A 25,122-nucleotide genomic window follows, 5' to 3' on the forward strand; every position below is an offset into this window, starting at 1 on the left:
GGCTATTGCTATATTTAGCGGTGCTTTCGGTTATCAATAGATGCTTCATAAAAAACACCACATTCAGTTTGAACCGACCCCCAAAAGTTAGACCTAAAATCTAACGATTGGAGGTTGGTTTTTTATTTATTAAGTTGTTTTTATGATTAAGCGTTATAATCCTTAATTTCAAAATCCTGAATCTTACTGAATATTATGTAGTCTATCCTGTTAAGAAAAGGCTTAACATTATAATTCTTTTTAATTGGAAAATATGATTTTGTTCCAGCAACTCCATTTTCCTTATTGTCATACCAATTCAAGAATGCATCTATTTCAGCAGCAGACATGTCATACTCTTTTACGATTCCATTTGTCATTGTAATAACAAGGATTGCACGATTACCCTTGTTCGTCGGTGTGACACTTATTACATTAGAATTGGGACTTTCTCCTCCACTATTTACAGCTGTAACAACATAATAGTACGTTGTATCGTTTGTAACCGTTGTATCAGTATAGTTTGTGGTTGTGCTTGTTCCTATAGTAGTAAATTGCCCACTCGCTGATAGTGAACGCTTAATATTGTAACTTGTAGCTCCTGTTGATGCTGTCCATGAGAGATCAACTTTTGAGTTGCTGCCAACTGCTGTAAGGTTTGTGGGTGCATTGGGTGTTTGGATCTGTGATTCCATCATTTCCCACTCTGTAATAATTACATAATTATAGTTCCATGTAGCTGTGACATATATTCTATAAAATCTATATGCAGTTGAAGGTGCATTAAACTCGAATGTTTGCCATGTGTTAACTTGATCTGTATTATTTGTTTTACTATATATATCTACCCAAGTTCCATTTTCTCCGTTTGTTGAGTCATTAGAAGCTTGCAGTTTAAAATCCTTCAGATTTCCTCCATAGCCTGGCGCTCCTGATAATAAATTAAGTTTTGAAATTTTCTTTGAATTAGTAGCTCCAAAGTCAATGGCAATCCACTGGCTTTGACCTGCATTACTATGCCACCAACCACCTGACGCTGGATCAGCTACAAATAATGTGTAATCATTATCCGATGCATGATTTGCGGCTCCGCCTATAGTACTACTTGCGTAATGTGCATATGCTGAATTAGTTAAGTCATTTGCATCATATGCGTAAGCATTAATACATAAAAGGGAAAATACCATTACTAAAACTATAGCTGAACTTACTATCTTTTTCAAATTTCTCATTAATTTATCCTCCTTAATTATATTAGATTAGATTTTATAGTAAAACATGGAATAAAAAAAGACTGTTATACTGTTCAGAAAAATGTTAGAATTAATTCTTTACAACATATATAATTATAAGAAAAAGTAGCGAAATATGGCTGAGGAGTTAGCTGTGAATATATGATAAAGAAAACATTCAAAGGGTTAGTACTATTCAGATGACAATCAAAATACTATAGCCTTTTACAATTAACATTAAACAAATTATTATCATAACTCAATTGTTTATAGCATATTATACAAAATTATAGCAAGTGTACAGTCAATATTAAGATTAATGTTTATATTCCTTAATCCCTCGAGTGTACTTTTTTTATTTGCATGATTCAGTATATTTACGTTTTTATGGCATAAATGGTAGAATATAATTAATATATTTACGTTTACATGTACGAAATAATGGATGTTTGATCTATATTTATGGTTCTCTTGTACTTAATGATTATAAACTTGGCAAAGCTATCATACATAGTATGCAATTGGTAATTTTTATGTCATGCAGTAGGAAGGAGTATAAGTATATGTTTTATGACCTGTTAAGAACCAGAAGAAGTATAAGGAAATTTTCTGATAAAGAAGTGGAAAAAGAGAAGATTGATACAATTCTAAGGAGTGCGTTGCTGTCTCCGTCGTCAAGATCAAGAAGACCTTGGGAATTCATTGTTGTCACTGACAAGGAATTACTGCTGAAGCTCTCTCAATGCAGGGAGCATAGCTCATTTTTTTTAGCAGGGGCTCCACTAGGGATAGTTGTGATTGCTGATCCGGAGGCAAGTGACGTCTGGATAGAGGACGCGTCCTTATCTTCTATCATCATTCAGCTGTCCGCTCAATCACAGGGGCTGGGTTCATGCTGGATACAGGTGAGGCAAAGATTACATAATAATAAAATAGTTGAAGACTATATCAAAGAAATTTTGAGAATACCTGAAAAGTATAGTGTTGAAAACATTATAGCAATAGGCTATCCGGGAGAAATTAAGGAGCCTTATGATGAGAAAGAACTGCTTTATGATAAAATTCATTTTAACCGGTATTGATGTTACTTTCTGTTAAAGAGATTACACAATGTCCTGAGCAGAATTTGTAAATACAATAATATGGAAAATAATCCATTATTTGTTGAAATAAGTTTGAAGGAGAAGTATACTAATATTAGGACATGCAGCCTTACGGGAAAAGATATAACAATATTCGCTGATACTATACCAATTGTTTAAAGTATCCCTTTGTAGTAAAGTATTGTTTTATTTCACTTATAAAACTTGATTTTTTACAAGGACTACCTTTGCAGGTAGTCCTATATTTTTGAATAAGAAAGGCGAAGGTTTTGGAGGAAGATAAGCACAAGTATCCAGAAGAAGAATAACAGGTCAATGAGAGTTATTACAGTAAGGAGAAGTATTTATGAATTGCTAAAGAAAGTAAATACTTATATAAAAATCTCAAAGAGCTTATTGAGTCCGCTCCTGAAGGCGGACTTTTTTTATAGTAAGGATTATTTAAAGCAAAAAGGATTGTTCAAAATCAGTTTTGACATTCTTCTACTTCAATGGGTAATAAGAGAATTGGTCTTTGATAATTGAAAAATGCGGTATTCTTGGGAATTTCTATTGGTAAGCATAATGGAAAATGTTATCTCATTGTGATAAGATTATAATACATATTGATTGTTGTGAGGAATAACATGGCAGATGAATATAAAGTCAATGTATTAAGGCTAGGAAAGAAAGCTTGGAAAGAATGGATACAGATATACAATATGGATAATACTGATCCCAGCGGAGCAGATTTAAGCAAAGCAGATATCAGTGAAGTGTCGCTCAGAAGGGCAGACCTCAGTGGAGCAGATCTCAGAGATGCATGGATACAGATAAACAATATGGAGAGTATTGACCTCAGCGGAGCAGATTTAGCAAAGGCAGACCTCAGTGAAGTGTCGCTCAGAAAGGCAGACCTCAGCAAGGCAAACCTCAGTGGAGCAGATCTCAAAGATGCAATGCTCTTCATGGCAAACCTAAATGATGGAAAGCTCAATAGAGCAAACCTCAGTGGAGCGAGAATTACAGAAGCAAATCTAAGTGAAGCAGATTTAAGTAATGCAATAATCATTGGTGCAGATCTTCGCTGGACAAACCTTAGTAAGGCAAACCTCTTTGGGGCAAACCTTGGATGGGCAAATCTAAGTGAAGCAGATCTCAGTGAAGCAAAGCTTAATGTGGCAAACCTCAGTGGAGCAAAACTCATTAAAGCAAAACTTAACAAGGCACACTTCTGTGGTGCAGACTTAAGCAGAGCAAATTTAAGAGGGGCAGACCTAAGAGAAACAGATTTCAGCAAAGCAGATCTCAGTGGTGCAGACTTCAGTGGAGCGGACCTAAGTGGGGCAAAACTTACAAAGGCATATCTCAGCGGTACAAATTTCTGTGATGCAAACCTCAGCAAGGTTGACCTAAGTGAAGAAAACCTGAGCAGAGCAAACCTAAACGGGGCAGACCTCAGTGGGTCAGACCTAAGCGGGGCAACGCTAAGTTGGGCCGATCTTACAAATGCAGACTGTAGTTTTGCAAACATAAAAGGGGCAGACCTCAGTTATTGCAGTGTTGTTAAAACTAAATTTGAAAATACTGATATAAGTGGGTGTAGAGTATACGGTATATCTGTCTGGGATGTCGAAATGGGAGATAATGTATTATGTAATAATCTTATAATAACTCCGCATAAAGAATTGGAAATCACTGTTGATAATCTTGAAGTAGCACAGTTTATATATCTATTACTTAATAATAATAAAATTAGGCATGTAATTGATACCATTACCTCAAAGTTAGTTTTGATACTAGGCAGATTTATAAAGGAGCGCAAGGAAGTACTTGATGCTATAAGGGTTGAACTGAGAAACCACAACTATTTGCCTGTTATGTTTGATTTTGATGAATCCATTAATAGGGATGTTAAAGAAACTGTTTTTACCTTAGCGCATTTATCAAAATTTATTATAGCTGACTTAACTGAACCTAAAAGTATTCCCCTAGAACTGGCAACAATAATACCTGCCTTACCATCAGTACCCGTTGTTCCCATTATACAGCATGGTTTTGACGAATTTAGTATGTTTAAAAGTTTGAAAAGATACCCATGGGTACTCAAGACAAAGAGGTATAAGGATTGTAATGAATTAATCTATTCTATTGATAAAAAAATAATTATTCCAGTAGAGAAAAAACTTAAAAAAGTATAAAATAACAAAATACAAATTAAGATGTTAAGATTTTAGTGAGGAACATAATGAGAAAAAGTCGCTTATTTATAATATTTCTTATACCTTTAGTGAACGAATTTTATATTAAGCGTACCACCTGTTCTGGGGGGCAAAAACAATATCTACTGCACCTTCTCGGATAATGATAATAATAATTTCTTTTTGGTTTCTACTATCGATGCAAATAGTTATTTACTCATAAACAAAAGCATTCCAATAGATAAAAACAAAGATACGTTGGGAAAAAATATAGTAATCTAACTTACAGACCATTACAGCTAAAAAGCAAGAATAATGAATACCGGGCGGCAATTCCTGATTATAAGGGAAATAAAACTGATTTTGGCGTTTATAATGCCAAAATTTTTACATTTTCAAAATTATTTTCTTATGAGGGAATTAAATTTGATAGTATGGACATGTGGGTGGATTATGAATCAGCACATGTATATGTTGAAACAAATAATGATTTGTTATAATCGCCATTAATTAACAAACAATAAATGGATGAAAATTATATTAGAATGATACGATCATGTCCCGAATTTCGTAAATTTGAATGTGGTACTCCTGACGATAGTTTTGTAAACTATTGCTGGGCAAACAGATTCTACGAAAGGAGCAACCACAATGGAATTGTACCATGCTGGGAAGGGAAAAGGAAAGGAATTAACAAAGCATCAGATAGAATTGAACGAAGCGCATGTTCTTGCAGAAGATGAGCTTTTATCCCACTCTATTGCAGGCGGACTTAAAGTACTTAATGCAAGGTTGGCAGAGTAAGTTGACGTGAAGGTCGGAAAGATAATGAGAAAGATTTTTAGTGCTTCTTGTTTATATTTATGCACGCTTGGTCTAAATTAATATTATGTAGTAGTATAAAACAATACTTAAGCAGTAATTTTTCTTTAAATTCTCTGGTTTAGTTCATAATTTTTCATCAGTTATTTTATGGGTAGGGCAATAAGTATATACTAATTAACTGGAGCGGAGGGTATCTTGCTTTTAGTAATTATGAACTGATTACTTAAATCATATACGTTTTGACCTAGCCTACCAGATGTAAAGAGCTGTCAAAAGCAATATGGCAGTCAAAGTAACAATTTTATTTACACCGCATAAAATGATTATGTGGCTGCAAAACCACAATCCACCGTACATTATGGAGGTGAATTTCGTGAGCAGAATTATCATAACCGGTGGACAGAAATTGAAAGGTGAAATACCTGTTGAAGGCTCTAAAAATGCAGTACTTCCAATTTTAGCTGCAACAGTTTTAAACGGGGGTATAAACGTAATTAGAAACTGTCCAAGATTAAGAGATGTAGAAATAATGCTGGAAATATTGGAAAAGGTCGGTTGCAAGGTTAACATGGAAGAAAATACTGTAATAGTTGATTCATCTGTTGTTAACAATTTCGAAATTCCTGAAGAACTTGCTACTGAAATGAGATCTTCGGTTATTTTTATCGGACCTATGCTTGCGCGCTGTGGAAAAGTGACTATATGCTATCCTGGTGGTTGTGTTATATTATGGGCACACTTTTCTGTTTATTAGCTTTCAGGTGTGGTATTTTAAGAATATAAATCTGAATAGGAGTACATAACATGGAATTGAAAACTAAGGTAGTAGAAAAGATGAAAGAAGAGTTTGGAACTGATCAAAGGCGTATAAATCATGCCCTAAAGGTTTTGAATTTTGCAGAAAGGATAATCGAAGGTGAGGTGGGTGGTAGAGATAAAAAGGATGTTGTAATTTTGGCCGCAGTCTTGCATGATATTGGTATACGGGAAGCGGAGCGGAAACACAACTCCAACTCCGGCAGGTATCAGGAAATAGAAGGTCCTCCGATAGCAAGAAGAATCATGGAGGAGATGGAAGTAGAAGAAAGCATGATTGAGCGCGTATGCTATATAGTAGGTGGGCATCATACCAGCTCAAAAAATAATGGCCTGGATTTTCAGATTATATGGGAGGCTGATTTATTAGTAAATATCCAGGAGGAAGAGCTTGATAAAACAGTAGAAAATCTCCAGGCAGTGATAGAAAAGAACTTCAAGACAAGTACAGGGAAAAAATTAGCTGAAAAATTGTATTTAGAATAATAAGAGGAGCATAAGCTCCTCTTATACTTTTTACCATTGTTATCTGGAACGATGCTCTACAAGGTCAATTGATCCCAGCACAATATGCGCCAGGCCAAAACCAGCTATGCCCCACGACAGAAACGGTGCTACTGGTTTGAGTGCTATACCGGTTGCTGTTACTACTGTTCCTAACACTGCAGGTACTAAGCCTTCGCGGACTTTCATAAAAACAACCTCCCAGAATAATATAGTATTGCAAAAAACGCAACACAATTAGTTTGTATCTTTATCAAGAAAAATAATCATTTCTCTGAGTCAGATTTTTCGATTTCCTTTTGTAATTTCTGCATCTCTAATAAATTATTCCTGTGATTAATTGCATTTTTTATCTTATTTACCAGTATCAGCCTATTTATATGATCCAGAGGCTTGATTATATAGTCATAGATATTATAGCTGAGTATTTGCTCTATTTCTTTGGTATCATCCAAACCTGAGGAAACAATTATAGGGATTTCATTATAAAATTTGGTTTTCGAAAACAGCTTTAAAAACTCAAAACCATCCATTACAGGCATTACAAGATCCAGCATAATAAGATCCACATTACGGCTTTCTAAAAGCTCCAGAGCTTCGCGACCATTTAATGCGGAAATCACATTAAACCTTTCTTTGTATAAATAGTTTCTTAATATTGCATTATCCAATACATTATCATCTGTTACAAGAATAGTATTTATCATATCAAACCTCCACGCCGTACGGCAGTTGTATATTAGCTTCCCAAGCTATAGTGTCATGTTTGGAACACTTATTATCTGCAAATAAAAATTATTCAGGAAAAAATATTTCCTGTAAAGCACATGTGAATAATCCTTAAGTCTGCAGTTTAAGTAATTTTATTGCATACTATTCTTTATTATTCTACGCTAAATACAAAAAACCTTTGGGAAAAAAAGGATTTGTTGCGTATTTTGAACTTCCTTAGGCAATATTGACAATAAATGTAAGTGGAGTATATAATTTACTTATAATACAGAGAATATTTAGTACTACTATTTTTGTAGAGGGAATTGATAAGGAAATGCAGGGAAAAGAGCAGAAAAAAACAGAAGACATTCTTCTGGAAGCAGGTCTGATAAGCCCTCAGAAGCTTAAGGAAATTAAGGATATTGCACTAAGAACAGGTGAAAAAATTGAGAGGATATTACTGTCAGAGGGAGTAATCAACTATAAAGAAATACTGGAAATAACCGCAAAAAAAATGGGTGTTGAGTATATTGACCTGGAAAATGTAATTGTAAGTAAAGATGCAGTTTTTATGCTAAGTGCCAAAATAGCAGTAAAATATAATGTTTTTCCGTTTAATATAAAAAACAATCTTCTGTTTCTTGCCATGCAGAATCCCGATGACATATTTCTTATTGATGAAATAAAAGTCTTTACTCAGATGGAAATAAAGCCATTCCTAGCTGACAATAGGCTCCTGAGCAGAGCGATCATGTACTTTTATGGCGATGGAAATGTAGAGAGCCGAATAGAAGATAGTGATGAAGGAAAAGTGAAGACGGAAAGAGGAAACGAGAAGAAAGAAGAGTTTAAGTCCAATACTATCAGTATCTTGAGCGATGACTCAACAGAAAGTGTAGATGAGCTTTTCAGGTTTATTATATTGAAGGCTCTTAAAATTAATTGCTTTGATATACATATAGATTCACTGAATAAAAAACTGAGAATAAGGTATAGAGTGGACGGTTCTTTGCTGGAGGAAGACAGCAGGCATAACGTAGGCTACGAAGAGCTGATAGTAAAGGTAAAGGTAATGGCAGGATTATTTACCTGTGACCGTAATGCGCCTCAGAAAGGATTTATAAACTATGCGGTGAATGAAAAGGAAAAAGTAAATCTGGAGGTACTCGTTCTTCCTGTGGTTGGCGGGGAAAAAATTCTGATTAAGCTTCAAAACTGTTCCTGCCACCATGTTTTGGAAGATATCGGAATATCTGAAAAAGAGATGGAGCTTATTTCCGGAATGCTGGCTAAAAGGACCGGAATGATAGTAGTAAGCGGGTTGGGTGGAAGCGGTAAAACAACTACATGCTATGCCATGATAAAAAGAATTGTAGCAAAAGAGCTAAACATCATAACTATAGAGAAAAGGAATACAATAAAAATTGAGGGGATTAGCCAGATACAGCTTTATAGTAAAAAGGATAGTGCCGAACAGGAATTCATTGAGTCCGTATTAGCCCACGACCCTGATGTCATAGTAGCAGACCTTAATATAGATGGAACTTCGGGACGGAGCCTTGATATACTTAAGCAGCTTATGAATACTGCAATCAGTGGTAAACTGGTTATAGTTACCATGGATTTCCCAAGTGTGTTTGAGACAATTTCCGGATTGCTTAACATGGGGGTTGAGCGTTATCTGGTTTCTACTTCTATTGAAGGGATAATTGCTCAGCACTTGGTAAGAAAAGTTTGTACTTCTTGTCAAAATAGCAAACAAGCTATAGCATATTTGGATTTGCAAAGTGAAATTGGCAAGAATGCTGCTTATGTCGAACAATGCAGTATATGCAATAATGTAGGATATAAAGGGAAGATAGGAATTTTTGAAGTGTTCCATATGGACAGTGAGTATAGAAGGCTGATAAATAAGGGGGATAATCCTGAAATTATTGAACACAGGATGCAAAAGGAAAGCAGCAGTTTTAAGAATAACTGCATAAGACTGATCAAAGATAAAATAACAACTGTTGAAGAAGTCGTAAGACTTGGAATAGGAAAGGATATATTTAGCAATTAAGCCTTTGAAGATCAAATTATTATATTATGACAACCAGCATTACAGGGTAATTGATGTAAAATATTAGACGGATGCTTTATCCGTACAAGCTGCAAACATGTACAAAAGGCTAATTTGGTGGGGGTGGAAAAGCGTGATGCTGCCATCGTTTATAAGTGACTTGGGAAGAGGATTTTTAAATAACGATATATTAAGCATAGATATCGGCTTTACTAATATAAAAGTAGTACACAGCAGAAAAAAAAACGGGAATCAATTGAAAATTATCAATTTTGGCATAGGCAGCACACCTAATGGCTGTATAAAAAACGGAATAATCTCCAATCTGGATGGAGTCGCAGACAACCTGAAAAAAGTGATAAATGAGCACCGTATAAATGAGAGAAATGTGAAATTTGTAATATCTGCGGGTTCAAACATTATTTCTAAAATTATATTTATACCAAAAGATGACTCAAAAAAGGTTGAGGATAAAATCAGAAATGAAATAATGAAACATAGTCTGGTAGACATTAATACACAAAAGTTGTTTTACAGGGTTACAGGTGAGACAGAAAGGGAAGGTGAGAAGTGTTTAAGAGCACTTGTTACAATTGTACCAAATACAACTATTGAAAATTACGTCAAGCTCATAAAACTATTGAACTTTAAGCCTATTGCAATAGAAATACCTTTCAGCAGTGTAGCACGCTTTTTTAGTAAAGGTGTAAATGTGATTGATAGGGAAAGCAGGGGCGTTCACAATATGTTTTATCATATAGACAGTGGTGCTACTGCAGTTATTGATCTTGGTTCGGAAACTACAAATTTGAGTATTTTGAATGCGGGAGCACTTGAGTTTAACAGAGTGATACTTTCAGGCGGAAGAAGCCTTGATGAAATAATAGGTAAAAAACTTGGTGTGAGGCATGACATAGCAGAACGTTATAAGAAGATGCATGGTATCGTAAGTGAAAGACATATGGGGGATGAAATAGAAAATATAGTAGATACGTGTATAAGAGAATACATAGGAGAAATTATGAATAATGTTAAAAGGAGTATTGAATTTTACGTAAACAAGTGTGATGGACAAGCAGTAGAGAGGATTTTCTTTATCGGTGGAGGTTCAGAAATGAAAGGTTTGAGGGGATTTGCAAGGGATATAATGCAGAAACCCGTATTTTCTGTAGAAAATATGAACTTCAATAGTATTGAGTTTGGGAATAATCTTGATAAGGATAAAATAAGGTATCTTGTAAATGCTGTCGGTCTGGCAATGTAAATAATAAAACTGAAACACTGATAAAAATCAGGTGTAGGCTGCATCTGATTTTTTTTATGCAAATAAAACTGGATTCTAAGGATGATGTATTTCATTTCTATTTAGCAAATATATAAAATGGAAAAATAAACCTGGATTTTTACTCTTCAAGATATGCTAAAATTTATGATAAGAGTTTAAATACACAAATAAAAAATGTATAATTATTTTGTTGCTTATTAATATGCCTGTTCATAAACTCATTGAGCTGGCCTGAGGGAATAAGTGACTTATTAAACAATAGACATGTTTGGCCGTTTGTTGTGCATTTGATGGTTTGACTTCAAGGGGGGATTCAAATATATGAGCGAGAATGAGAAGATTCTTCTCGAAAAGGCCAAAAATGGTGACTTAAAGGCTTTTGAACTGTTAATAGAGGGATATCAGAAGAAAGTATATAATATAGCGCTTAGAATGATAGGAAACCATGATGATGCAAATGAACTTGCTCAGGAGGTCTTTATCAGGATACTTAAGTCAATAAAGAACTTCAAGGAGGAATCGACTTTCTCAACATGGGTATATAGGATTACCACTAATATTTGTCTGGATGAATTGAGAAAAAGAAAAAACAGAAAGACAGTTTCCATAGATGAAGAGATGAAACTGGAAGATGGCGAAGTTGCAAGACAAATAGAAGATATCAAGCCGCTTCCAGATATAATAGCTGAAAGGAACGAGCTGAAAAAAATTGTAACGGAAGCCATACAATTACTGTCAGAAGAGCATAAGTTGGTGATTGTTATGAGGGATATACAAGGTTTTAGCTATGAAGAGATTGCAAAGGTAACCAAGATCCCTGAGGGGACGGTAAAATCTAGAATAAACAGAGCCAGGCTGGCATTGAAGGAAATACTCAAAAGTAAACGGGAACTTTTTAGCGATGAATACGTCAAACAATATGGAAAGGAGGGGTGAAGATGAAAAACTGTAATGAGGTAATAGAAATATTATCGTTATATATAGAAAATGAGTTGAATGAAGAGCTATGTATAGAGCTTGAAGAACATATTGACGTATGTTCTGAATGCAGGAAGGAACTTCAGGAGTTGCAGCAGATTGCCAATTTGTGCAAGAGTATCACGGAAGAAGAATTGCCTGAGAATTTCAAACAGCAGTTGCATGAAAAGCTGGTACTTGTAAATGGAAGTGAAAATGCAACCAAAGCGTTAATAAAACCGTTTAAAAAGATACTACCTCAAAACTATATAAGAATTTGCGCATCAATTGCGGCTGTTTTTATAATAGCTGTAATGATAAAAGTACTTTTCCCTTTAAGCAGTGTTTCCGATAAAACAACAGAGAGCAGCCCAACAAAAAATTTCACTACAGAATCTGCACAAGCACCAGCTGCAGCTGAAAGCAAGATTGCTAATGGGACTGCCAGTTCAGAGAATATACAAGCGGCTGATGAATATGGAACAGTAGTTGATGGCAGTGCTGATACTGCAAAAAGCATAAACCCACAAACTACTATGAAGGAAAAAAACGGGAATAGTACTGATGATGTTAAGTTATTTTCTAGTGAACAGCCCGATCTGAAGGCATCTGAAAATGAGGCAGAAATAAAAAGTGACGGAGAAGAAAAACAAATGGTAGTATTTGATGCAGTGCCTACTACCAAACGGATTGATGCTTTTTCTGCATCAGCAAGCAACGTAATAAGAGATACCGATATTACAGTTAGAGTCGAAAACCCTGATATAGAATTAGAAAAAATAAGGCTTAAAGCTGTAGAGTTCGGAGCGGAATTCGATGAAAGGAAAGCAATGGATGGAGCCGGTGGAGAGAATACAGGTGAGTCCGGGAAAATCAGAGTTACACTCCGTATGCCGTACACACAGTACAATCCATTTGTAAGTTCGTTAAAGGCAGTTTTAGGTGAGTCTTTTGTGGTAACAGCAAGTATTAATTCAATAGATATGAATGAAAATATAAACACATTACAAACTCAAATCAGCAGTTTGGACAAAAAAATAAGCGAACTTGCTGCAATGAATCAGACCGCGGCAAATGAAGAACTGGAAAAACTGAAAACGGAACGTGAAAATATGCAAAGGGAATTAAGCAACCTTAAGAGGGATGTACAATACATTTCGGTTTGCCTTGATATTATCAGGAAGTAAAAGTATAGTAAGATAAAGGTAATAAGCTTTATAGTATGAAACAGTACTATAAAGTTTATTACCTTTAATAATTATTGGTGCTCAAATAAAAGAGGAAATTAAATATTTTTGTCGAATATTAGTATATATAATAAGTAATTCTGGTTGTAATTCCAAATTTATTCTGAAACCAGATATCCGGAGGAAAGAGATGGTTCCTGTTAATAAAAATTTTGCACAGAATAACAAAGTGTTTACCGGGAATACCCCGTGCAGTATTAATATTACCAAAGGGACTGTTATCAGTATAAAACATCCGCTGCTTTTTGAGCCTGTATTGACTGTAGTTCAAAAAACAGAGGGCAATAATGTTTTTTTCAGGATTCCTGACACATTTTTAAAGTATAACATTTTTAAAGGTGATCAGATTACAATTCAGACTCTTCAGGATAATTATGAATATGTCATACAAGGTATGATAAGTGATATAGAATTGCAGTACCCCAGGCAGGTTCAGGTATCTATTGATAAAGTCGACAGATATAAAAACAAAAGAAAATCAAAGCGTTACTTGACAAACCTTCAGGCAAATATAAGCAGTGCAGATATCAGCAGAAATTTGTATGCAATAGTTAAGAACATAAGCGATTCAGGAGTATCAGCGGTTATACGGGAACAGTTGGATACTGACAGTATTGTAGTTATGAGTATTTGTATTCCGGATAACGGACTTTTGGAGTTTAAGGCAAAAATCATAAGAAATACAAGGAAAGCAAACTATTATGAATATGGCATGGAGATTATTAAAATAGATGAGGGGAATAAAAGTCTGCTTAGTAAGTTAATAGCCTCTTTAAATAAAAATGAAAAGGAATATATATCTGAATGCCTCAGGTAGTCAGTTAATTAGTAAAAAATACTCAACAGCCGTTTACGGTTGTTGTTTTTTTGTGTAAAATGGTTTTGTACTAAATATTATTACAAATAATAGTTATAGGTGGATAAATGTTAATTGAAACAATTTTGGATAGGTTCGAAAATGGCTGTGCCATCCTGCTTTCGGACGAGATGGGAATAGAGATAGATATTCCTGATGAAAAAATAAAGGGCACATATAAAGAAGGCGAGACAGTATACCTGACATTGGATAAAGCCGGGAATCCAAATCTGTAATTCAAGGTATCAGTTTTCGTAGAATGGAGAAATCAAATGAGCAATCGAAAATTAATGATTATTGATGGGAACAGTATTTTAAATAGAGCATTCTATGGGCTTCAGGGGAAGCAATTGCTTGCAACATCTGAGGGGCTATACACCAATGCCGTATATGGGTTTCTAAATATTCTATATAAATATCTTGATGAAGAAAACCCGGGATACCTTTGTGTTGCTTTTGACCTTAAAGCGCCTACATTCAGGCATAAAGAGTATGACGGATATAAGGCTAACAGAAAAGGCATGCCTCAGGAGCTTGCAGTGCAGGTACCTGTGATAAAGGACGTACTTGATGCAATGAATATCAAAAGGCTTGAAGTAGAAGGCTATGAAGCAGATGATATTATAGGCTCCATATCCTTATGTGCAGAAAAGGATGGTCTTGAAGTAGTTGTTGTAACAGGAGACAGGGACTCTTTTCAACTTGCCAGCAAAACAACACGTATAAAAATGCCTACTACCAAAGCAGGAAAAACAGAAACTGAGGAGTACGACTACGACAGGGTGATGGGAAAGTATGGTGTTACCCCTGACGAGTTCATTGATGTAAAAGGTCTTATGGGTGATACATCCGACAATATCCCGGGGGTGCCTGGAATCGGAGAAAAAACTGCCCTGGAGCTGATTAAAAAATTCAGTAAAATTGAAAACCTCTATGAAAACATTGATCAGGTTGAGAAAAAAGGTGTAAAAGAAAAGCTGGAAGCAAACAAAGAACTGGCATTCCTAAGTAAAAGGCTTGCTACTATCAATAGATTCGTTCCCGGCTTATGTGGTGTTGATGAATTGAAAAGAACAGAGTTTGACGGTGAAAGGTTATATGAAATATTTAAAAGGCTTGAATTCAGAAGTCTGATAGAAAAGCTGAAGCTTGGACAAACTGCACCTGTTTCTGCTGCAATATCAAAAGAAATAACATGCATATTTAGTGTGGAGAAACTTAGGATAATAAGGGAGAACATTTCTTCTTCAAAAGAGTGCGCAATATTCTATTTGATGGATAAAAACGTTGCATTTTCTGAAAGGCTTTCAGGTGTGGCTGTTTCCTGGGCTAAGGATGTAAGTTGTTATATTGGATTTAGAGATGTTTGTGGAAAATCTTGTCTTACTCAGGAAGAGTTTTTAAATGAATTCCGACTCGTTTTTGAAGACGAAAGTATCAAAAAATACGGTCATGATTTGAAGAGTTTAATTGTATACCTGAAGAAAAATGGAATCGAATTCAAGGGACTTGCATTCGATACAATGATCGGCGCATACCTGATTAATCCTTCAAGGGAGACTTACAGAGTTGCTGAGCTTTCTGAAGAATATCTGAAGATTAATATAGAACCTATCGAAGAGTTGTCTGGAAAAGGCAAAAATTTTGTTCCGTTTAGTGAAATGCCCGTAGAAAAGCTTTCGGCCGTAGCTGGTATACATTCGGAGGTAGTTTTCAATTCTGTAAAAGTGCTGAACGGGCTGATTGTCGAAAATGGACAAGAAAAGTTGTATTATGATATAGAACTGCCACTGGTAGAAGTATTGGCTGATATGGAATACTGGGGATTCAGAATCGATAAGAAAGGATTAAAGGAATTTGCAGTAGAGCTTGAAGAAAAAATCAATTTGCTGACATCAGATATTTTCAGACTTGCAGGTGAAGAATTCAACATAAACTCTACTAAGCAGTTGGGAGTTATACTGTTTGAAAAAATCGGGCTGCCTATAATAAAGAAAACAAAAACCGGATATTCTACAGACGCAGAAGTATTAGAGCAGTTGGCAGAAAAGCATGAAATTGTTTCAAAAATTCTGGAATACCGGCAGATGGTCAAGCTTAAATCGACTTATGTTGAGGGGCTTTTGAATGTCATAAATACTGAAACGGGCAAAATACATTCAAGCTTTAATCAGACGGTTACTGTTACCGGAAGAATCAGCAGTACTGAACCTAATTTGCAGAATATACCCATAAAACTTGAAATGGGAAGAAAGATACGTAAGGTATTTGTTCCGAGCAGTGAAAGTTATATACTTTCCGACGCAGATTATTCCCAAATAGAGTTAAGAGTACTGGCGCATATAACAAGCGATGAAAATATGATATATGCTTTTAAAAATAACGAGGATATTCATACAACTACAGCATCACAGGTTTTTGGAGTTCCAAAGTCAGAAGTGACTTCATTGATGCGAAGCAGGGCTAAGGCTGTTAATTTTGGCATTGTATACGGGATTGGAGACTTCAGTCTTTCAAAAGATCTGGGTATTACGAGAAAAGAAGCCAGAAGATATATAGACGGTTATCTTGATAAATACCCTAATGTCAGACAATATATGCATGATATAGTTGAGCAGGGTAAACAATTTGGCTTTGTAAACACTCTCTTCGGCAGAAGAAGATATTTGCCGGAGCTGCAATCCAGTAATTTCAATATCAGATCCTTCGGTGAGCGTATAGCAATGAATACTCCAATACAGGGCAGTGCTGCTGATATTATCAAGATTGCCATGGTAAAGGTATATAAAGAATTGAGAAAAAGAGAACTAAACTCGAGACTTATACTTCAGGTACATGATGAATTGATAATAGAAACCCATAAAGATGAAAAAGAGGAGGTAGCTGCCATATTAAAGGAAAGTATGGAGAGTGCCGCTGATTTGCAGGTACCATTAAGTGTGGATGTGAAATTTGGCAGCAACTGGTATGAAACAAAATAAGGATTTTAGTCGGTAAATTTAGGAGGCAATAATGAAGGTTATTGGAGTAACAGGAGGTATAGGGAGCGGTAAAAGTACTGTAACAAAAATACTTTCTGACTTCGGTGCGGAAGTTATAGATGCAGATATCATAGCATGGAAGATAGTTGAAAAAGGACAAGAGGCGTTGCAGGAAATAGTTAAGCACTTTGGGGAAGAAATACTTACTGAAAGCGGCGAACTGAACCGTAAAAAACTTGGAAATATTGTTTTTAGTGAAAATGATAAACTGGAAAGTCTGAATAGAATTACACATAAGTATATAATAGAGAGAATAATTGATAGAATCAATTCATTAAGGGCTAGCGAAGCAGGCCTGGTAGTGGTGGATGCAGCTATTCCTTTCAGGCATGGATTTTTGGATGTGGTTCAGGAAGTGTGGGTTGTTATTGCTGATATGGAACTCAGAATAAAAAGGGTTATGGATAGAAACGGACTGACATATAATGAGGTGCATGATAGGATTATGTCTCAAAAAAGCGATGAAGAATATATGAAATTAGCGGATAAAGTGATTATCAACAACGGAAGTGCGGAAGATCTGGTTATCCAGGTAAAAAATTACCTGGATTAAGATTTGTAAAGTCTTTCAGCGTGGAGGGTTATGTTTGTATAAAAAAAGCAATAAAGGCTTTAAGTATATATTACTGTTTGTTACAGCCGTTTTAGTCATTGTGGTTGTTATAAACGGAAAGTCTCAGGTTTTAAAATTGTCTTACCCCATGAAATATCAGGAATTGGTTAATAAGTATGCAGCGGAAAATGATATTGATCCATTTCTGGTATATGCAATAATTAAAGCGGAAAGTGGATTTGATTCCGACGCTACATCTAAAAAAGAAGCAAGGGGATTGATGCAGGTAACGGATGAAACGGGGCAATGGGGTGCCAAGCATTTGAAAATCAAGAAATTCAATAAAAAAGACCTGTATGATCCTGATACAAATATTAAAATTGGCTGCTGGTATATTGGATGGCTGATGAAACAGTTTGATTATGAGCTTGATCTTGTAATTGCTGCATATAATTCAGGAAACGGTAATGTAAGCAAATGGCTAAAAAACAAGGAGTACAGCAAGTCTGGGAATTCACTGGAGAAGATTCCTTTTAAAGAAACCGATAATTACCTGAAAAAAGTGAAAAACTATTACAATGTATATAAAAAACTGTATGAACAGGCTTAAATTATGTTGAAATAATCCATGATTAATAATAAAATAGTTATGTGCTTTATGGAAAATATGCCAAACGATAGAATAAAAGCGGGGGGAATAAACAATGGACAAAAATATTGTGTATGAGAGAGACTTGCTTTATCCGACAGAGAATATGTTTGAACCAGGAAGCATACATGTTGAACTTTTAAGTCCTAACAAAAAAGGCAGTATGCCTGTTCTGATTGAAGGAAAGACTTCACATTCTCCTGCAAAGTATATAGATTCAATAATCAGGATAATGCAGAGTGATATTTTCGACAGGATTCATATAGATGTGAAACATAACATCAACCTCTATATAAAAGGAAATGAACTTATGAAGCAGGAATCAGCAGGTAAGAGATACGTTTCTGTTATGTTTAACGGCGAAAGGATAGAGTTTAAAGGTGTAGATGATATTGAAGTATAGCTGTTGAAAATAAAGCTTAGGCGGTAATATTAATAAACCTTTGCAGACGGAAAACCCTGAAGCAAAGGTTTTTTGTCAGTTACAGTTCAATAATGCTTTTTTGCCGGAGATTTCTTTTTTTGCAGATAGTTTACCTTGTGCGGGGCTCTAAGGGGATCACTGCCCATGTATACGGATTTAAAGTTTTGAGATGTCTTCCTGCCGCACTCATCACAATACAAACCTGAACAGATAGAACATCCGCATAGTTCGCATTTAAGGAATTGGTTGTCTTTTTCCACTATTTCCATACGGCCTTCACGCAGGTATCTCTTAATTTTATTAATAGAAATATCGAGATTGATAGAGACCTCAAAAATTTTCGCATAGGGATGCAGATACAAGTATTCCTTGATTCTACTAAAATCCTTTTCGTCTTTTTGAATACAGTCAAAACAGTATTCGGTATCCGTATTTATTTCATAAATTCTTCCGCACCTTTTACAATTCTTAATACCTACCATTTTTATCTCCATTTCTGCCATGGGCAGATAAATTATCCCATTTTTGAACCAGAGCTTTCTGCAAAAACATTTATGGGATATAATCAATTGGTTGCCCTGGCTATTTATTTCAGTACCTGAAAAACCGGTACAGCAGCAAAGTCTTTTAAACTCTTCAATTTCCTTAAGACTTATGCCCTAACCAAGGAATGGGAGATTATCTATAGGTGTCTTGATTTTATTATAGTCTCTTTATTGAAATATGTTAATAAACTAAGGGTCTTATTTTTAGAATGGACTGACCCAAGGGTGTGGGACTTGTGAACTATAGTTATTTGTATACCGGGGCGTCTTGTTATATGTTATAATTAACAGATGAATTGTAATAACAGGAGGAAATAAGTTGAAAACCGAAAAGAACGGATATTTATATCTGCTGATAACCGTAATGCTGTTCAGTACATATGAGGCTGTTGTAAAAACACTGGTTAACAAAATTGATCCTTTCCAAATCAATTTCATCCGCTTTTTAGTAGGTGGACTCATCTTGTTTGTTTTTTTACTGGTCAAATCAGATATTAAGATAAGTATGAATGATTTTTTCTGGCTGGTTGGTGTAGGAATAATAAATGTTGTCCTTAGTATGAGTCTTATGCAGCTAAGCCTTTATATGAAGGGGGCTCAAGCATCGGTATCTGCTGTTGTATTCAGCAGCAATCCGATATTTGTGGCTGTATTTGCTGCAATTATGGACAGGGAAAAGCTAAGCGTTAATAAGATTGCCGGACTCTTCATTGGCCTGATTGGTATATTGGTAATATTTGAGGATAAATTCATAACAGGTTTTTCTGATTTTAAAAGTCCATTCTTTGCACTCTTATCAGCTGTCTTTTACGGCTTATATACTGTGCTGGGAAGGAGACTTTCCATACGGCTCGGAAGTCTTAAAATGAACGCCTATTCCTTTATATTCGGAAGTGTTGCATTGTTGCCGTTACTCTTATTTTTCAGAATACCTGTTGTCAGATTTGACTATTCCGGCCTCTGGCAGGTTGTTTATTTATCGGTATTTGTCACAGGACTGGCATATCTTAGTTACTTTAAGGGCCTATCTATTGCAGGAGCAAGCAAAGGATCGCTTGTTTTCTTTGTAAAGCCTGCATTGGCGAGTGCTATAGCCGTAATATTCCTGAAGGAGCAAATGACTGTTAACCTGGTAATAGGTACTGTATTAGTAATATTGGGAATCACAACGGTGATTTACTGGAATGGTTTTAAGGAAAAAATAGCAAGTAATTTAAAGGATTTTTGCATAAAATGGAGAATTAATAAATAATATATCGAATAACCTTACATGGCTTCCCTAAACCATCCTATGGATGAACAAAGAAGAGGATTAATGTGAGTAGCATGGATAAGGTAAAAAAGGACAGTTCAGACGAAAAATCACTAAAGAATAAAAAAAATAGAATACTAATAATCAGTTTCAGGTGGTTCGCCCTGGCATCCATTACAGCCTATGCTCTTCTTGCATGTGATGATACGGCAGGGTGTGAGTACTTCTTTGTGTTTTTTTCACTAGCATTGATCTATAATATATTAATTACAGCATTTGTTATTAAGAGCAGGCATAAAAGCAAATTCAATTCAAAACCTATTATTTATGCAGACACCATTATTATTTCTCTATTTACAACCCAATCAGGCGGCATCGATTCTGATATGTATATCCTCCTTTTCTTTATATTGGGATATTGTGGTATTTACAAAGAAAAAGTATTTACACTTAAAGTAGGTATACTTAGTGTAGCTTCATATACACTGTTTAGTTTGTATATGGCTGGAAAAAGCGTTGACGAAATAAATCACTGGAGACTTGTCATAAGAGATGTATATTTAGTTCTTGCTACCTGTGGAATTACCATGATAAATAACGAAGTGAAAAAATATGGAGAATTACATAAAAAGGAATTCAAACTAGCCAGAACAGATAAGCTTACAGGGCTTGCAAACAGGCATTACTTTGATCAGAAGCTGGTTGAGGAGGCAGATTACGCTGTTAATTCGAGCAAACCTCTTAATATTTTAATATTTGATCTTGATAATTTTAAAAAGTTTAATGATACTTACGGACATGTCTGGGGAGACAAGCTTCTCACTCTGTTTTCCGATATTATAAAACAGAACATCAGGAAAACAGATATTCCAGTCAGATACGGAGGAGAGGAATTTCTTATACTTATAAGAGATCTTGATGCTGCTACTGCTAAGAGTGTAGGTGACAGGATAAGGCGGCAGCTTGAAAAACAACGGATTTACGTGGGCGATGATGATAACAGAAAGAAAGTTACGGTCAGCTGCGGCGTAGCTCAGTTTCCTACTCATTCCGGCAACATCAAGGAAGCAATTGACCTGGCTGATAAAGCATTGTACTTTGCAAAGGAAAACGGTAAAAATATTGTTATCTCATATGAGGATATGATCAAATCACATGGAAGGATTGTATAAACGGATATAGAAAAAAATCCATACCCGTTTATATTTAAGAGGTTGACACTATATCTTTAAATTGTTCTATCTACTGCTGCCGCAACCTTTCTGAATTCTTTCATTAACTGTGCAAATTTCGACGGACGTAATGACTGAGGTCCATCACAAAGGGCCGTACTTGGGTCCGAATGCACTTCGATAATCAACCCGTCTGCACCTGTTGCTATTGCACCTTTTGCCAGTGAACCGACATATTTCCACGCACCTGTTGCATGACTGGGGTCAACAAATATCGGAAGATGTGAATTTTCTTTTACTACAGGTATCGCACTTAAATCCAGCGTATTCCTTGTTGCTGTTTCAAAAGTCCGTACACCCCTTTCGCAAAGTATAACATCCGGGTTGCCGGAGGATATTATATATTCTGATGCCATAAGCCATTCTTCTATTGTTGCAGATAAGCCTCTTTTAAGAAGTACCGGCTTTTTACACATACCCACCTCCTGGAGGAGTCTGAAATTCTGCATATTCCTTGCACCTATCTGGATTATGTCTGCATATGAATTTACCAATTCCACATCACGTGTATCTACGACCTCAGTAACTATTTTCATGCCAGTTGCTTCTCTGGCTGCTGCCATAATCTTTAACCCGTCTTCTTCTAGTCCCTGGAAAGCATAAGGGGACGTACGGGGTTTAAAAGCTCCTCCTCTAAGTATTTTTGCACCTGCCTCTTTTACTTTAATAGCAGTTTCTATAAAAGTTTCTTCGCTCTCAATGGCACAGGGGCCTGCCATCACAACTATTTCATCCCCGCCAATCTTAATATCTCCCACCTCAATAATGGTAGGAACCTGTTTAAGCTCACGGCTTGCAAGCTTGTAAGGTTTCATAATCGGTACAAGGTTTTCTACACCAGGCATTGATATGATAGAATGTGTATTAAGCAGTCTTTTATCTCCAATTGCTCCTATAACTGTTTTGATTTCCCCAAAAATGGGATGAGTTCTAAAACCCAGATCCGATAACTTCCGTTCTACATTGTCGATTTCTTCCCTTGTAGCTGTTGAGCTCATTACAATAATCATAACATAACCTCCCATAATACTAATCTCGATTAAAGTTTTTTGAATTTAAGGGACAGTATCCCCGGTTTTTGATAAATTATAAAATAAAAACTCCTCGTCTCAAACAAGTCATTGACCTGTCTGGGACGAGGAGTATATTCTCCACGCGGTACCACCCATATTGGACTACTCAGAAATATGTAATCCCTCTTTAATGTACGGGAAAATAAGAATCCGATACATTTCTTCTCTTAACGGTGAAGAATCCGGTTTAGCCTACTCGATAAAAATCTTTATTCTATCATAGGGAAACATGGTTTCCGCTAATGGTTCAGCCAACAGCTCAAAGGAGAACTTCGGTTACTTTTACTTTTCCGGACTTTCACCATCTCCGGATCGCTTTAAAAGTATATATACACTTGATTAAGTGGATAAGTAACTTACTTTTCCTTATCATTGCTTTTAAATTTTTATTTGGTTAATGATAACACGTTTTTTTATGGCTGTCAATATATAGACAAACAACTTTTTACGAAATTCCGGAGAGCTGCTTGGCTAAAATAGCATGAAAAAAGTATATGTTTGTATTTATTAGGCATGCGAAAAATTTGCAAAAAAATATCATTTTATGGTATTATAATATTATGATTTTATGTGATCAATATTTTGATTAGGGTAATTGTCTATTCATTTTCACTTAGTGCCATTAATTTATTAACTGCTATGATGTTTTAGTTTACTAAATTCTTACGGCTTTTGAAGGATAATAGTGCTTTGTAAGTTTTACTCAGACAATTCCAAGTGTTTTACCGATCAATTAACAGGGGGTAGTGGTGGTATGGCTGAATTACAGGTAGTTGTATTTAGTCTAAATAACGACATGTGTGGGGCTGATACTTTACAGGTTAAGCAGATAGTAAAATATCAGAATGTTACAAAAGTACCCCAAATGCCTAAATTTGTAGAAGGCATGATTAATCTTAGAGGGAGTGTAATACCATTAATCAATTTAAACAAAAGATTTGATTACGGAGAGACTGAAATTAACAAAAAAACGAAGGTGCTTATATCCGAAATTAATGGCAAGCTTGTCGGATATATTGTAAATGATGTAATAGAATTAATAAAGCTTTCTAATGAAGAAATAGAAGTTTTACCAGAAATACTTGTTAGGACAGGAAATACATACTTGAAATGTATAGGGAAAAAAGGGGACAGGATAATATCTGTACTGGATTTGGCAGGTATTCTGACCGAAACTGAGGTTAAGAAAATAAAAAACTAAACAGGATAAAATAAAAGCGGGGTTTTAGCCCCGCTTTTTGCATTAAACGTTAAATCTGAACAGTGTAACATCTCCATCATGCATCACGTATTCCTTGCCTTCAGACCTTACAAGTCCTTTCTCCTTTGCAACTGTGTATGAGCCACAGGCCATCAGGTCATTATAAGCTACTATTTCCGCACGTATAAATCCTCTCTCAAAGTCACTGTGAATCTTACCGGCAGCTTGAGGGGCTTTTGTACCGGTTACTATTGTCCAGGCCCTTACTTCTTGAGGCCCTGCTGTGAGGTAGCTAATAAGTCCTAAAAGCTTGTAGCTGGATTTTATCAGTTTATCCAGACCGGATTCAGATAACCCTAACTCAACAAGAAATTCTTCTCTTTCCTCATCCTGCAACTGTGCTATTTCCTCTTCTATTTTTGCACATATGATCATTACCTCGGAGCCTTCTTTTGCAGCATATTCCTTTAGCTCTGCTACAAAGGCATTGTCGCCGCTTGATTGGAGATCGTCTTCAGACACATTTGCGGCATAAAGTACTGGTTTGGAGGTAAGAAGCAGCAACTGGTCTACTAGTGTCTGCTGATCTGTATCAAATTTCATCATTCTGACGGAGTTGCCTTTTTCCAGATTGTCTCTGATACTTTCATAGAGTTCAAGTTCTACCTGGAATTTCTTATCCCCGGACTTAAGCATTTTCCTTGTTCTGTCTATCCTTCTTTCCATTACTTCCATATCAGCAAAAATCAGTTCCAGGTTTATTGTTTCGATATCGCGGACGGGTCCTATAGAACCGTCAACATGTACTATATTCCCATCTTCAAAACACCTTACAACGTGAACTATGGCATCAACTTCACGGATATGGGATAAGAATTTGTTCCCTAAACCTTCACCTTTACTTGCGCCCCTTACCAAACCTGCAATATCAACAAACTCTACTGTAGTGGGGGTAACCTTCTCCGGATTGTACATCTGGGCAAGTTTGTCAAGTCTTTCATCAGGAACGGCAACTATTCCTACATTGGGTTCAATAGTACAAAAGGGATAATTGGCACATTCAGCTCCTGCTTTGGTAATAGCATTGAAAAGTGTACTTTTTCCTACGTTCGGCAAACCAACAATTCCGAGTCTCATCTATATCATCTGTCCTTTCGTATTCTATACAATTTTAGTTTATTCCACTTATTCCGGATTTAAATAATCAGTTCAAATTTATCAGGGTTTAGCAACAAAAATAAGCTGTTGCATATTGCCTATAAAATTATATATGATATAACTTTCTAATGCAATAAAATAATATGCGGGTAATACTAAGGTTCTCTAAATCATAAAGGATTTTTGTGATTTATGCAGAATAACATGTATTGAATATTAACTTTAGAATCATAT

24 protein-coding genes and 1 other annotated feature are annotated in these 25,122 nt (G+C 35.7%); of the genes, 18 read left to right on the forward strand and 6 right to left on the reverse strand.

Annotated features, from left to right (window positions below; translation table 11 throughout):
* Positions 1-146: 146 nt before the first annotated feature.
* Positions 147-1,211, reverse strand: a complete 1,065-nt coding sequence (locus N3I35_08540) for a discoidin domain-containing protein (protein MCX8130132.1) — start codon at positions 1,209-1,211, stop codon at positions 147-149.
* 563 nt (positions 1,212-1,774) lie between these two features.
* Here N3I35_08540 and N3I35_08545 point away from each other — a divergent pair.
* From N3I35_08545 to N3I35_08565, 5 genes are all read left to right on the forward strand, one after another.
* Positions 1,775-2,293 carry a nitroreductase family protein gene (locus tag N3I35_08545; protein MCX8130133.1) on the forward strand — a complete coding sequence of 173 codons (519 nt, stop codon included), beginning with the start codon at positions 1,775-1,777 and terminating at the stop codon, positions 2,291-2,293.
* A 647-nt stretch (positions 2,294-2,940) separates the two neighbouring features.
* Positions 2,941-4,494, forward strand: coding sequence for a pentapeptide repeat-containing protein (locus N3I35_08550; protein MCX8130134.1), 1,554 nt, complete (start codon positions 2,941-2,943; stop codon positions 4,492-4,494).
* 651 nt (positions 4,495-5,145) lie between these two features.
* Positions 5,146-5,298 (forward strand): hypothetical protein, encoded by a 153-nt coding sequence (locus N3I35_08555; protein ID MCX8130135.1) that lies wholly within the window; start codon positions 5,146-5,148, stop codon positions 5,296-5,298.
* A gap of 394 nt (positions 5,299-5,692) precedes the next feature.
* Complete coding sequence (locus tag N3I35_08560) at positions 5,693-6,073, forward strand: UDP-N-acetylglucosamine 1-carboxyvinyltransferase (protein ID MCX8130136.1); 381 nt, start codon at positions 5,693-5,695, stop codon at positions 6,071-6,073.
* Between the two features lie 50 nt (positions 6,074-6,123).
* The gene (locus N3I35_08565) at positions 6,124-6,621 is read left to right on the forward strand and encodes an HD domain-containing protein (GenBank protein MCX8130137.1); all 498 of its coding nucleotides are present in this window, start codon (positions 6,124-6,126) and stop codon (positions 6,619-6,621) included.
* 39 nt (positions 6,622-6,660) lie between these two features.
* Here N3I35_08565 and N3I35_08570 read toward each other — a convergent pair whose 3' ends face one another.
* Together N3I35_08570 and N3I35_08575 are read right to left on the reverse strand one after the other, a co-directional pair.
* Positions 6,661-6,828 (reverse strand): asparagine synthase, encoded by a 168-nt coding sequence (locus N3I35_08570; protein MCX8130138.1) that lies wholly within the window; start codon positions 6,826-6,828, stop codon positions 6,661-6,663.
* A gap of 77 nt (positions 6,829-6,905) precedes the next feature.
* The gene (locus tag N3I35_08575; protein MCX8130139.1) at positions 6,906-7,346 is read right to left on the reverse strand and encodes a response regulator; all 441 of its coding nucleotides are present in this window, start codon (positions 7,344-7,346) and stop codon (positions 6,906-6,908) included.
* Between the two features lie 341 nt (positions 7,347-7,687).
* Between N3I35_08575 and N3I35_08580 the strand changes: the two genes are divergently transcribed.
* The 10 genes from N3I35_08580 to N3I35_08625 all read left to right on the forward strand — a co-directional run bounded on the left by N3I35_08580 (position 7,688) and on the right by N3I35_08625 (position 18,406).
* The gene (locus N3I35_08580) at positions 7,688-9,415 is read left to right on the forward strand and encodes an ATPase, T2SS/T4P/T4SS family (protein MCX8130140.1); all 1,728 of its coding nucleotides are present in this window, start codon (positions 7,688-7,690) and stop codon (positions 9,413-9,415) included.
* 136 nt (positions 9,416-9,551) lie between these two features.
* Positions 9,552-10,679 carry a pilus assembly protein PilM gene (pilM, locus tag N3I35_08585; protein ID MCX8130141.1) on the forward strand — a complete coding sequence of 376 codons (1,128 nt, stop codon included), beginning with the start codon at positions 9,552-9,554 and terminating at the stop codon, positions 10,677-10,679.
* 342 nt (positions 10,680-11,021) lie between these two features.
* Positions 11,022-11,636 carry a sigma-70 family RNA polymerase sigma factor gene (locus N3I35_08590; GenBank protein ID MCX8130142.1) on the forward strand — a complete coding sequence of 205 codons (615 nt, stop codon included), beginning with the start codon at positions 11,022-11,024 and terminating at the stop codon, positions 11,634-11,636.
* A gap of 2 nt (positions 11,637-11,638) precedes the next feature.
* On the forward strand, positions 11,639-12,844 hold the full coding sequence (locus tag N3I35_08595; protein MCX8130143.1) for a DUF4349 domain-containing protein: 1,206 nt from the start codon (positions 11,639-11,641) through the stop codon (positions 12,842-12,844).
* Positions 12,845-13,034: 190 nt separating this feature from the next.
* A complete protein-coding gene (locus N3I35_08600; GenBank protein ID MCX8130144.1) occupies positions 13,035-13,721 on the forward strand; it encodes a PilZ domain-containing protein in 687 nt (228 codons plus the stop codon).
* 107 nt (positions 13,722-13,828) lie between these two features.
* On the forward strand, positions 13,829-13,996 hold the full coding sequence (locus N3I35_08605) for a DUF3006 domain-containing protein (protein ID MCX8130145.1): 168 nt from the start codon (positions 13,829-13,831) through the stop codon (positions 13,994-13,996).
* Positions 13,997-14,032: 36 nt separating this feature from the next.
* A complete protein-coding gene (polA, locus tag N3I35_08610) occupies positions 14,033-16,741 on the forward strand; it encodes a DNA polymerase I (GenBank protein MCX8130146.1) in 2,709 nt (902 codons plus the stop codon).
* 31 nt (positions 16,742-16,772) lie between these two features.
* Positions 16,773-17,354 (forward strand): dephospho-CoA kinase, encoded by a 582-nt coding sequence (gene coaE / locus N3I35_08615; protein MCX8130147.1) that lies wholly within the window; start codon positions 16,773-16,775, stop codon positions 17,352-17,354.
* Positions 17,355-17,388: 34 nt separating this feature from the next.
* Positions 17,389-17,964: a lytic transglycosylase domain-containing protein gene (locus N3I35_08620; GenBank protein ID MCX8130148.1), complete on the forward strand. Its 576-nt coding sequence runs from the start codon at positions 17,389-17,391 to the stop codon at positions 17,962-17,964.
* A 94-nt stretch (positions 17,965-18,058) separates the two neighbouring features.
* Positions 18,059-18,406 carry a hypothetical protein gene (locus tag N3I35_08625; GenBank protein ID MCX8130149.1) on the forward strand — a complete coding sequence of 116 codons (348 nt, stop codon included), beginning with the start codon at positions 18,059-18,061 and terminating at the stop codon, positions 18,404-18,406.
* Between the two features lie 86 nt (positions 18,407-18,492).
* Here N3I35_08625 and N3I35_08630 read toward each other — a convergent pair whose 3' ends face one another.
* Entirely contained in the window at positions 18,493-18,909 is a 417-nt protein-coding gene (locus tag N3I35_08630) for a flagellar protein (GenBank protein ID MCX8130150.1), read from the reverse strand.
* Between the two features lie 382 nt (positions 18,910-19,291).
* Between N3I35_08630 and N3I35_08635 the strand changes: the two genes are divergently transcribed.
* Together N3I35_08635 and N3I35_08640 are read left to right on the forward strand one after the other, a co-directional pair.
* Entirely contained in the window at positions 19,292-20,224 is a 933-nt protein-coding gene (locus tag N3I35_08635) for a DMT family transporter (GenBank protein MCX8130151.1), read from the forward strand.
* A gap of 74 nt (positions 20,225-20,298) precedes the next feature.
* Positions 20,299-21,396 (forward strand): GGDEF domain-containing protein, encoded by a 1,098-nt coding sequence (locus N3I35_08640; protein MCX8130152.1) that lies wholly within the window; start codon positions 20,299-20,301, stop codon positions 21,394-21,396.
* Positions 21,397-21,452: 56 nt separating this feature from the next.
* Here the strand turns inward: N3I35_08640 and aroF are convergent, their stop codons facing one another.
* Positions 21,453-22,466 (reverse strand): 3-deoxy-7-phosphoheptulonate synthase, encoded by a 1,014-nt coding sequence (gene aroF / locus N3I35_08645; GenBank protein ID MCX8130153.1) that lies wholly within the window; start codon positions 22,464-22,466, stop codon positions 21,453-21,455.
* Positions 22,467-22,584: 118 nt separating this feature from the next.
* Positions 22,585-22,911, reverse strand: a binding site (T-box leader).
* A 372-nt stretch (positions 22,912-23,283) separates the two neighbouring features.
* On the opposite strand from aroF, the gene N3I35_08650 reads away from it, so the two are divergent.
* The gene (locus N3I35_08650; protein ID MCX8130154.1) at positions 23,284-23,730 is read left to right on the forward strand and encodes a chemotaxis protein CheW; all 447 of its coding nucleotides are present in this window, start codon (positions 23,284-23,286) and stop codon (positions 23,728-23,730) included.
* A 42-nt stretch (positions 23,731-23,772) separates the two neighbouring features.
* Here the strand turns inward: N3I35_08650 and ychF are convergent, their stop codons facing one another.
* A complete protein-coding gene (gene ychF, locus N3I35_08655; protein MCX8130155.1) occupies positions 23,773-24,867 on the reverse strand; it encodes a redox-regulated ATPase YchF in 1,095 nt (364 codons plus the stop codon).
* Positions 24,868-25,122 lie beyond the last annotated feature (255 nt).

This window comes from Clostridia bacterium, from assembly GCA_026414765.1.
GTDB lineage: Bacteria > Bacillota > Clostridia > Acetivibrionales > DSM-27016 > SKW86.

Bases quoted from the DNA above. Each gene is read 5' to 3' on its own strand.
- N3I35_08570 (MCX8130138.1), bottom strand. From the start codon at position 6,828: ATGAAAGTCCGCGAAGGCTTAGTACCTGCAGTGTTAGGAACAGTAGTA.
- aroF (MCX8130153.1), bottom strand. From the start codon at position 22,466: ATGATTATTGTAATGAGCTCAACAGCTACAAGGGAAGAAATCGACAAT.
- coaE (MCX8130147.1), top strand. From the start codon at position 16,773: ATGAAGGTTATTGGAGTAACAGGAGGTATAGGGAGCGGTAAAAGTACT.
- N3I35_08650 (MCX8130154.1), top strand. From the start codon at position 23,284: ATGGCTGAATTACAGGTAGTTGTATTTAGTCTAAATAACGACATGTGT.
- N3I35_08630 (MCX8130150.1), bottom strand. From the start codon at position 18,909: ATGGTAGGTATTAAGAATTGTAAAAGGTGCGGAAGAATTTATGAAATA.
- ychF (MCX8130155.1), bottom strand. From the start codon at position 24,867: ATGAGACTCGGAATTGTTGGTTTGCCGAACGTAGGAAAAAGTACACTT.
- N3I35_08565 (MCX8130137.1), top strand. From the start codon at position 6,124: ATGGAATTGAAAACTAAGGTAGTAGAAAAGATGAAAGAAGAGTTTGGA.
- N3I35_08575 (MCX8130139.1), bottom strand. From the start codon at position 7,346: ATGATAAATACTATTCTTGTAACAGATGATAATGTATTGGATAATGCA.
- N3I35_08590 (MCX8130142.1), top strand. From the start codon at position 11,022: ATGAGCGAGAATGAGAAGATTCTTCTCGAAAAGGCCAAAAATGGTGAC.
- N3I35_08540 (MCX8130132.1), bottom strand. From the start codon at position 1,211: ATGAGAAATTTGAAAAAGATAGTAAGTTCAGCTATAGTTTTAGTAATG.
- N3I35_08600 (MCX8130144.1), top strand. From the start codon at position 13,035: ATGGTTCCTGTTAATAAAAATTTTGCACAGAATAACAAAGTGTTTACC.
- N3I35_08555 (MCX8130135.1), top strand. From the start codon at position 5,146: ATGGAATTGTACCATGCTGGGAAGGGAAAAGGAAAGGAATTAACAAAG.
- N3I35_08550 (MCX8130134.1), top strand. From the start codon at position 2,941: ATGGCAGATGAATATAAAGTCAATGTATTAAGGCTAGGAAAGAAAGCT.
- N3I35_08605 (MCX8130145.1), top strand. From the start codon at position 13,829: ATGTTAATTGAAACAATTTTGGATAGGTTCGAAAATGGCTGTGCCATC.
- N3I35_08625 (MCX8130149.1), top strand. From the start codon at position 18,059: ATGGACAAAAATATTGTGTATGAGAGAGACTTGCTTTATCCGACAGAG.
- pilM (MCX8130141.1), top strand. From the start codon at position 9,552: ATGCTGCCATCGTTTATAAGTGACTTGGGAAGAGGATTTTTAAATAAC.
- N3I35_08545 (MCX8130133.1), top strand. From the start codon at position 1,775: ATGTTTTATGACCTGTTAAGAACCAGAAGAAGTATAAGGAAATTTTCT.
- N3I35_08640 (MCX8130152.1), top strand. From the start codon at position 20,299: ATGGATAAGGTAAAAAAGGACAGTTCAGACGAAAAATCACTAAAGAAT.
- N3I35_08595 (MCX8130143.1), top strand. From the start codon at position 11,639: ATGAAAAACTGTAATGAGGTAATAGAAATATTATCGTTATATATAGAA.
- N3I35_08580 (MCX8130140.1), top strand. From the start codon at position 7,688: ATGCAGGGAAAAGAGCAGAAAAAAACAGAAGACATTCTTCTGGAAGCA.
- polA (MCX8130146.1), top strand. From the start codon at position 14,033: ATGAGCAATCGAAAATTAATGATTATTGATGGGAACAGTATTTTAAAT.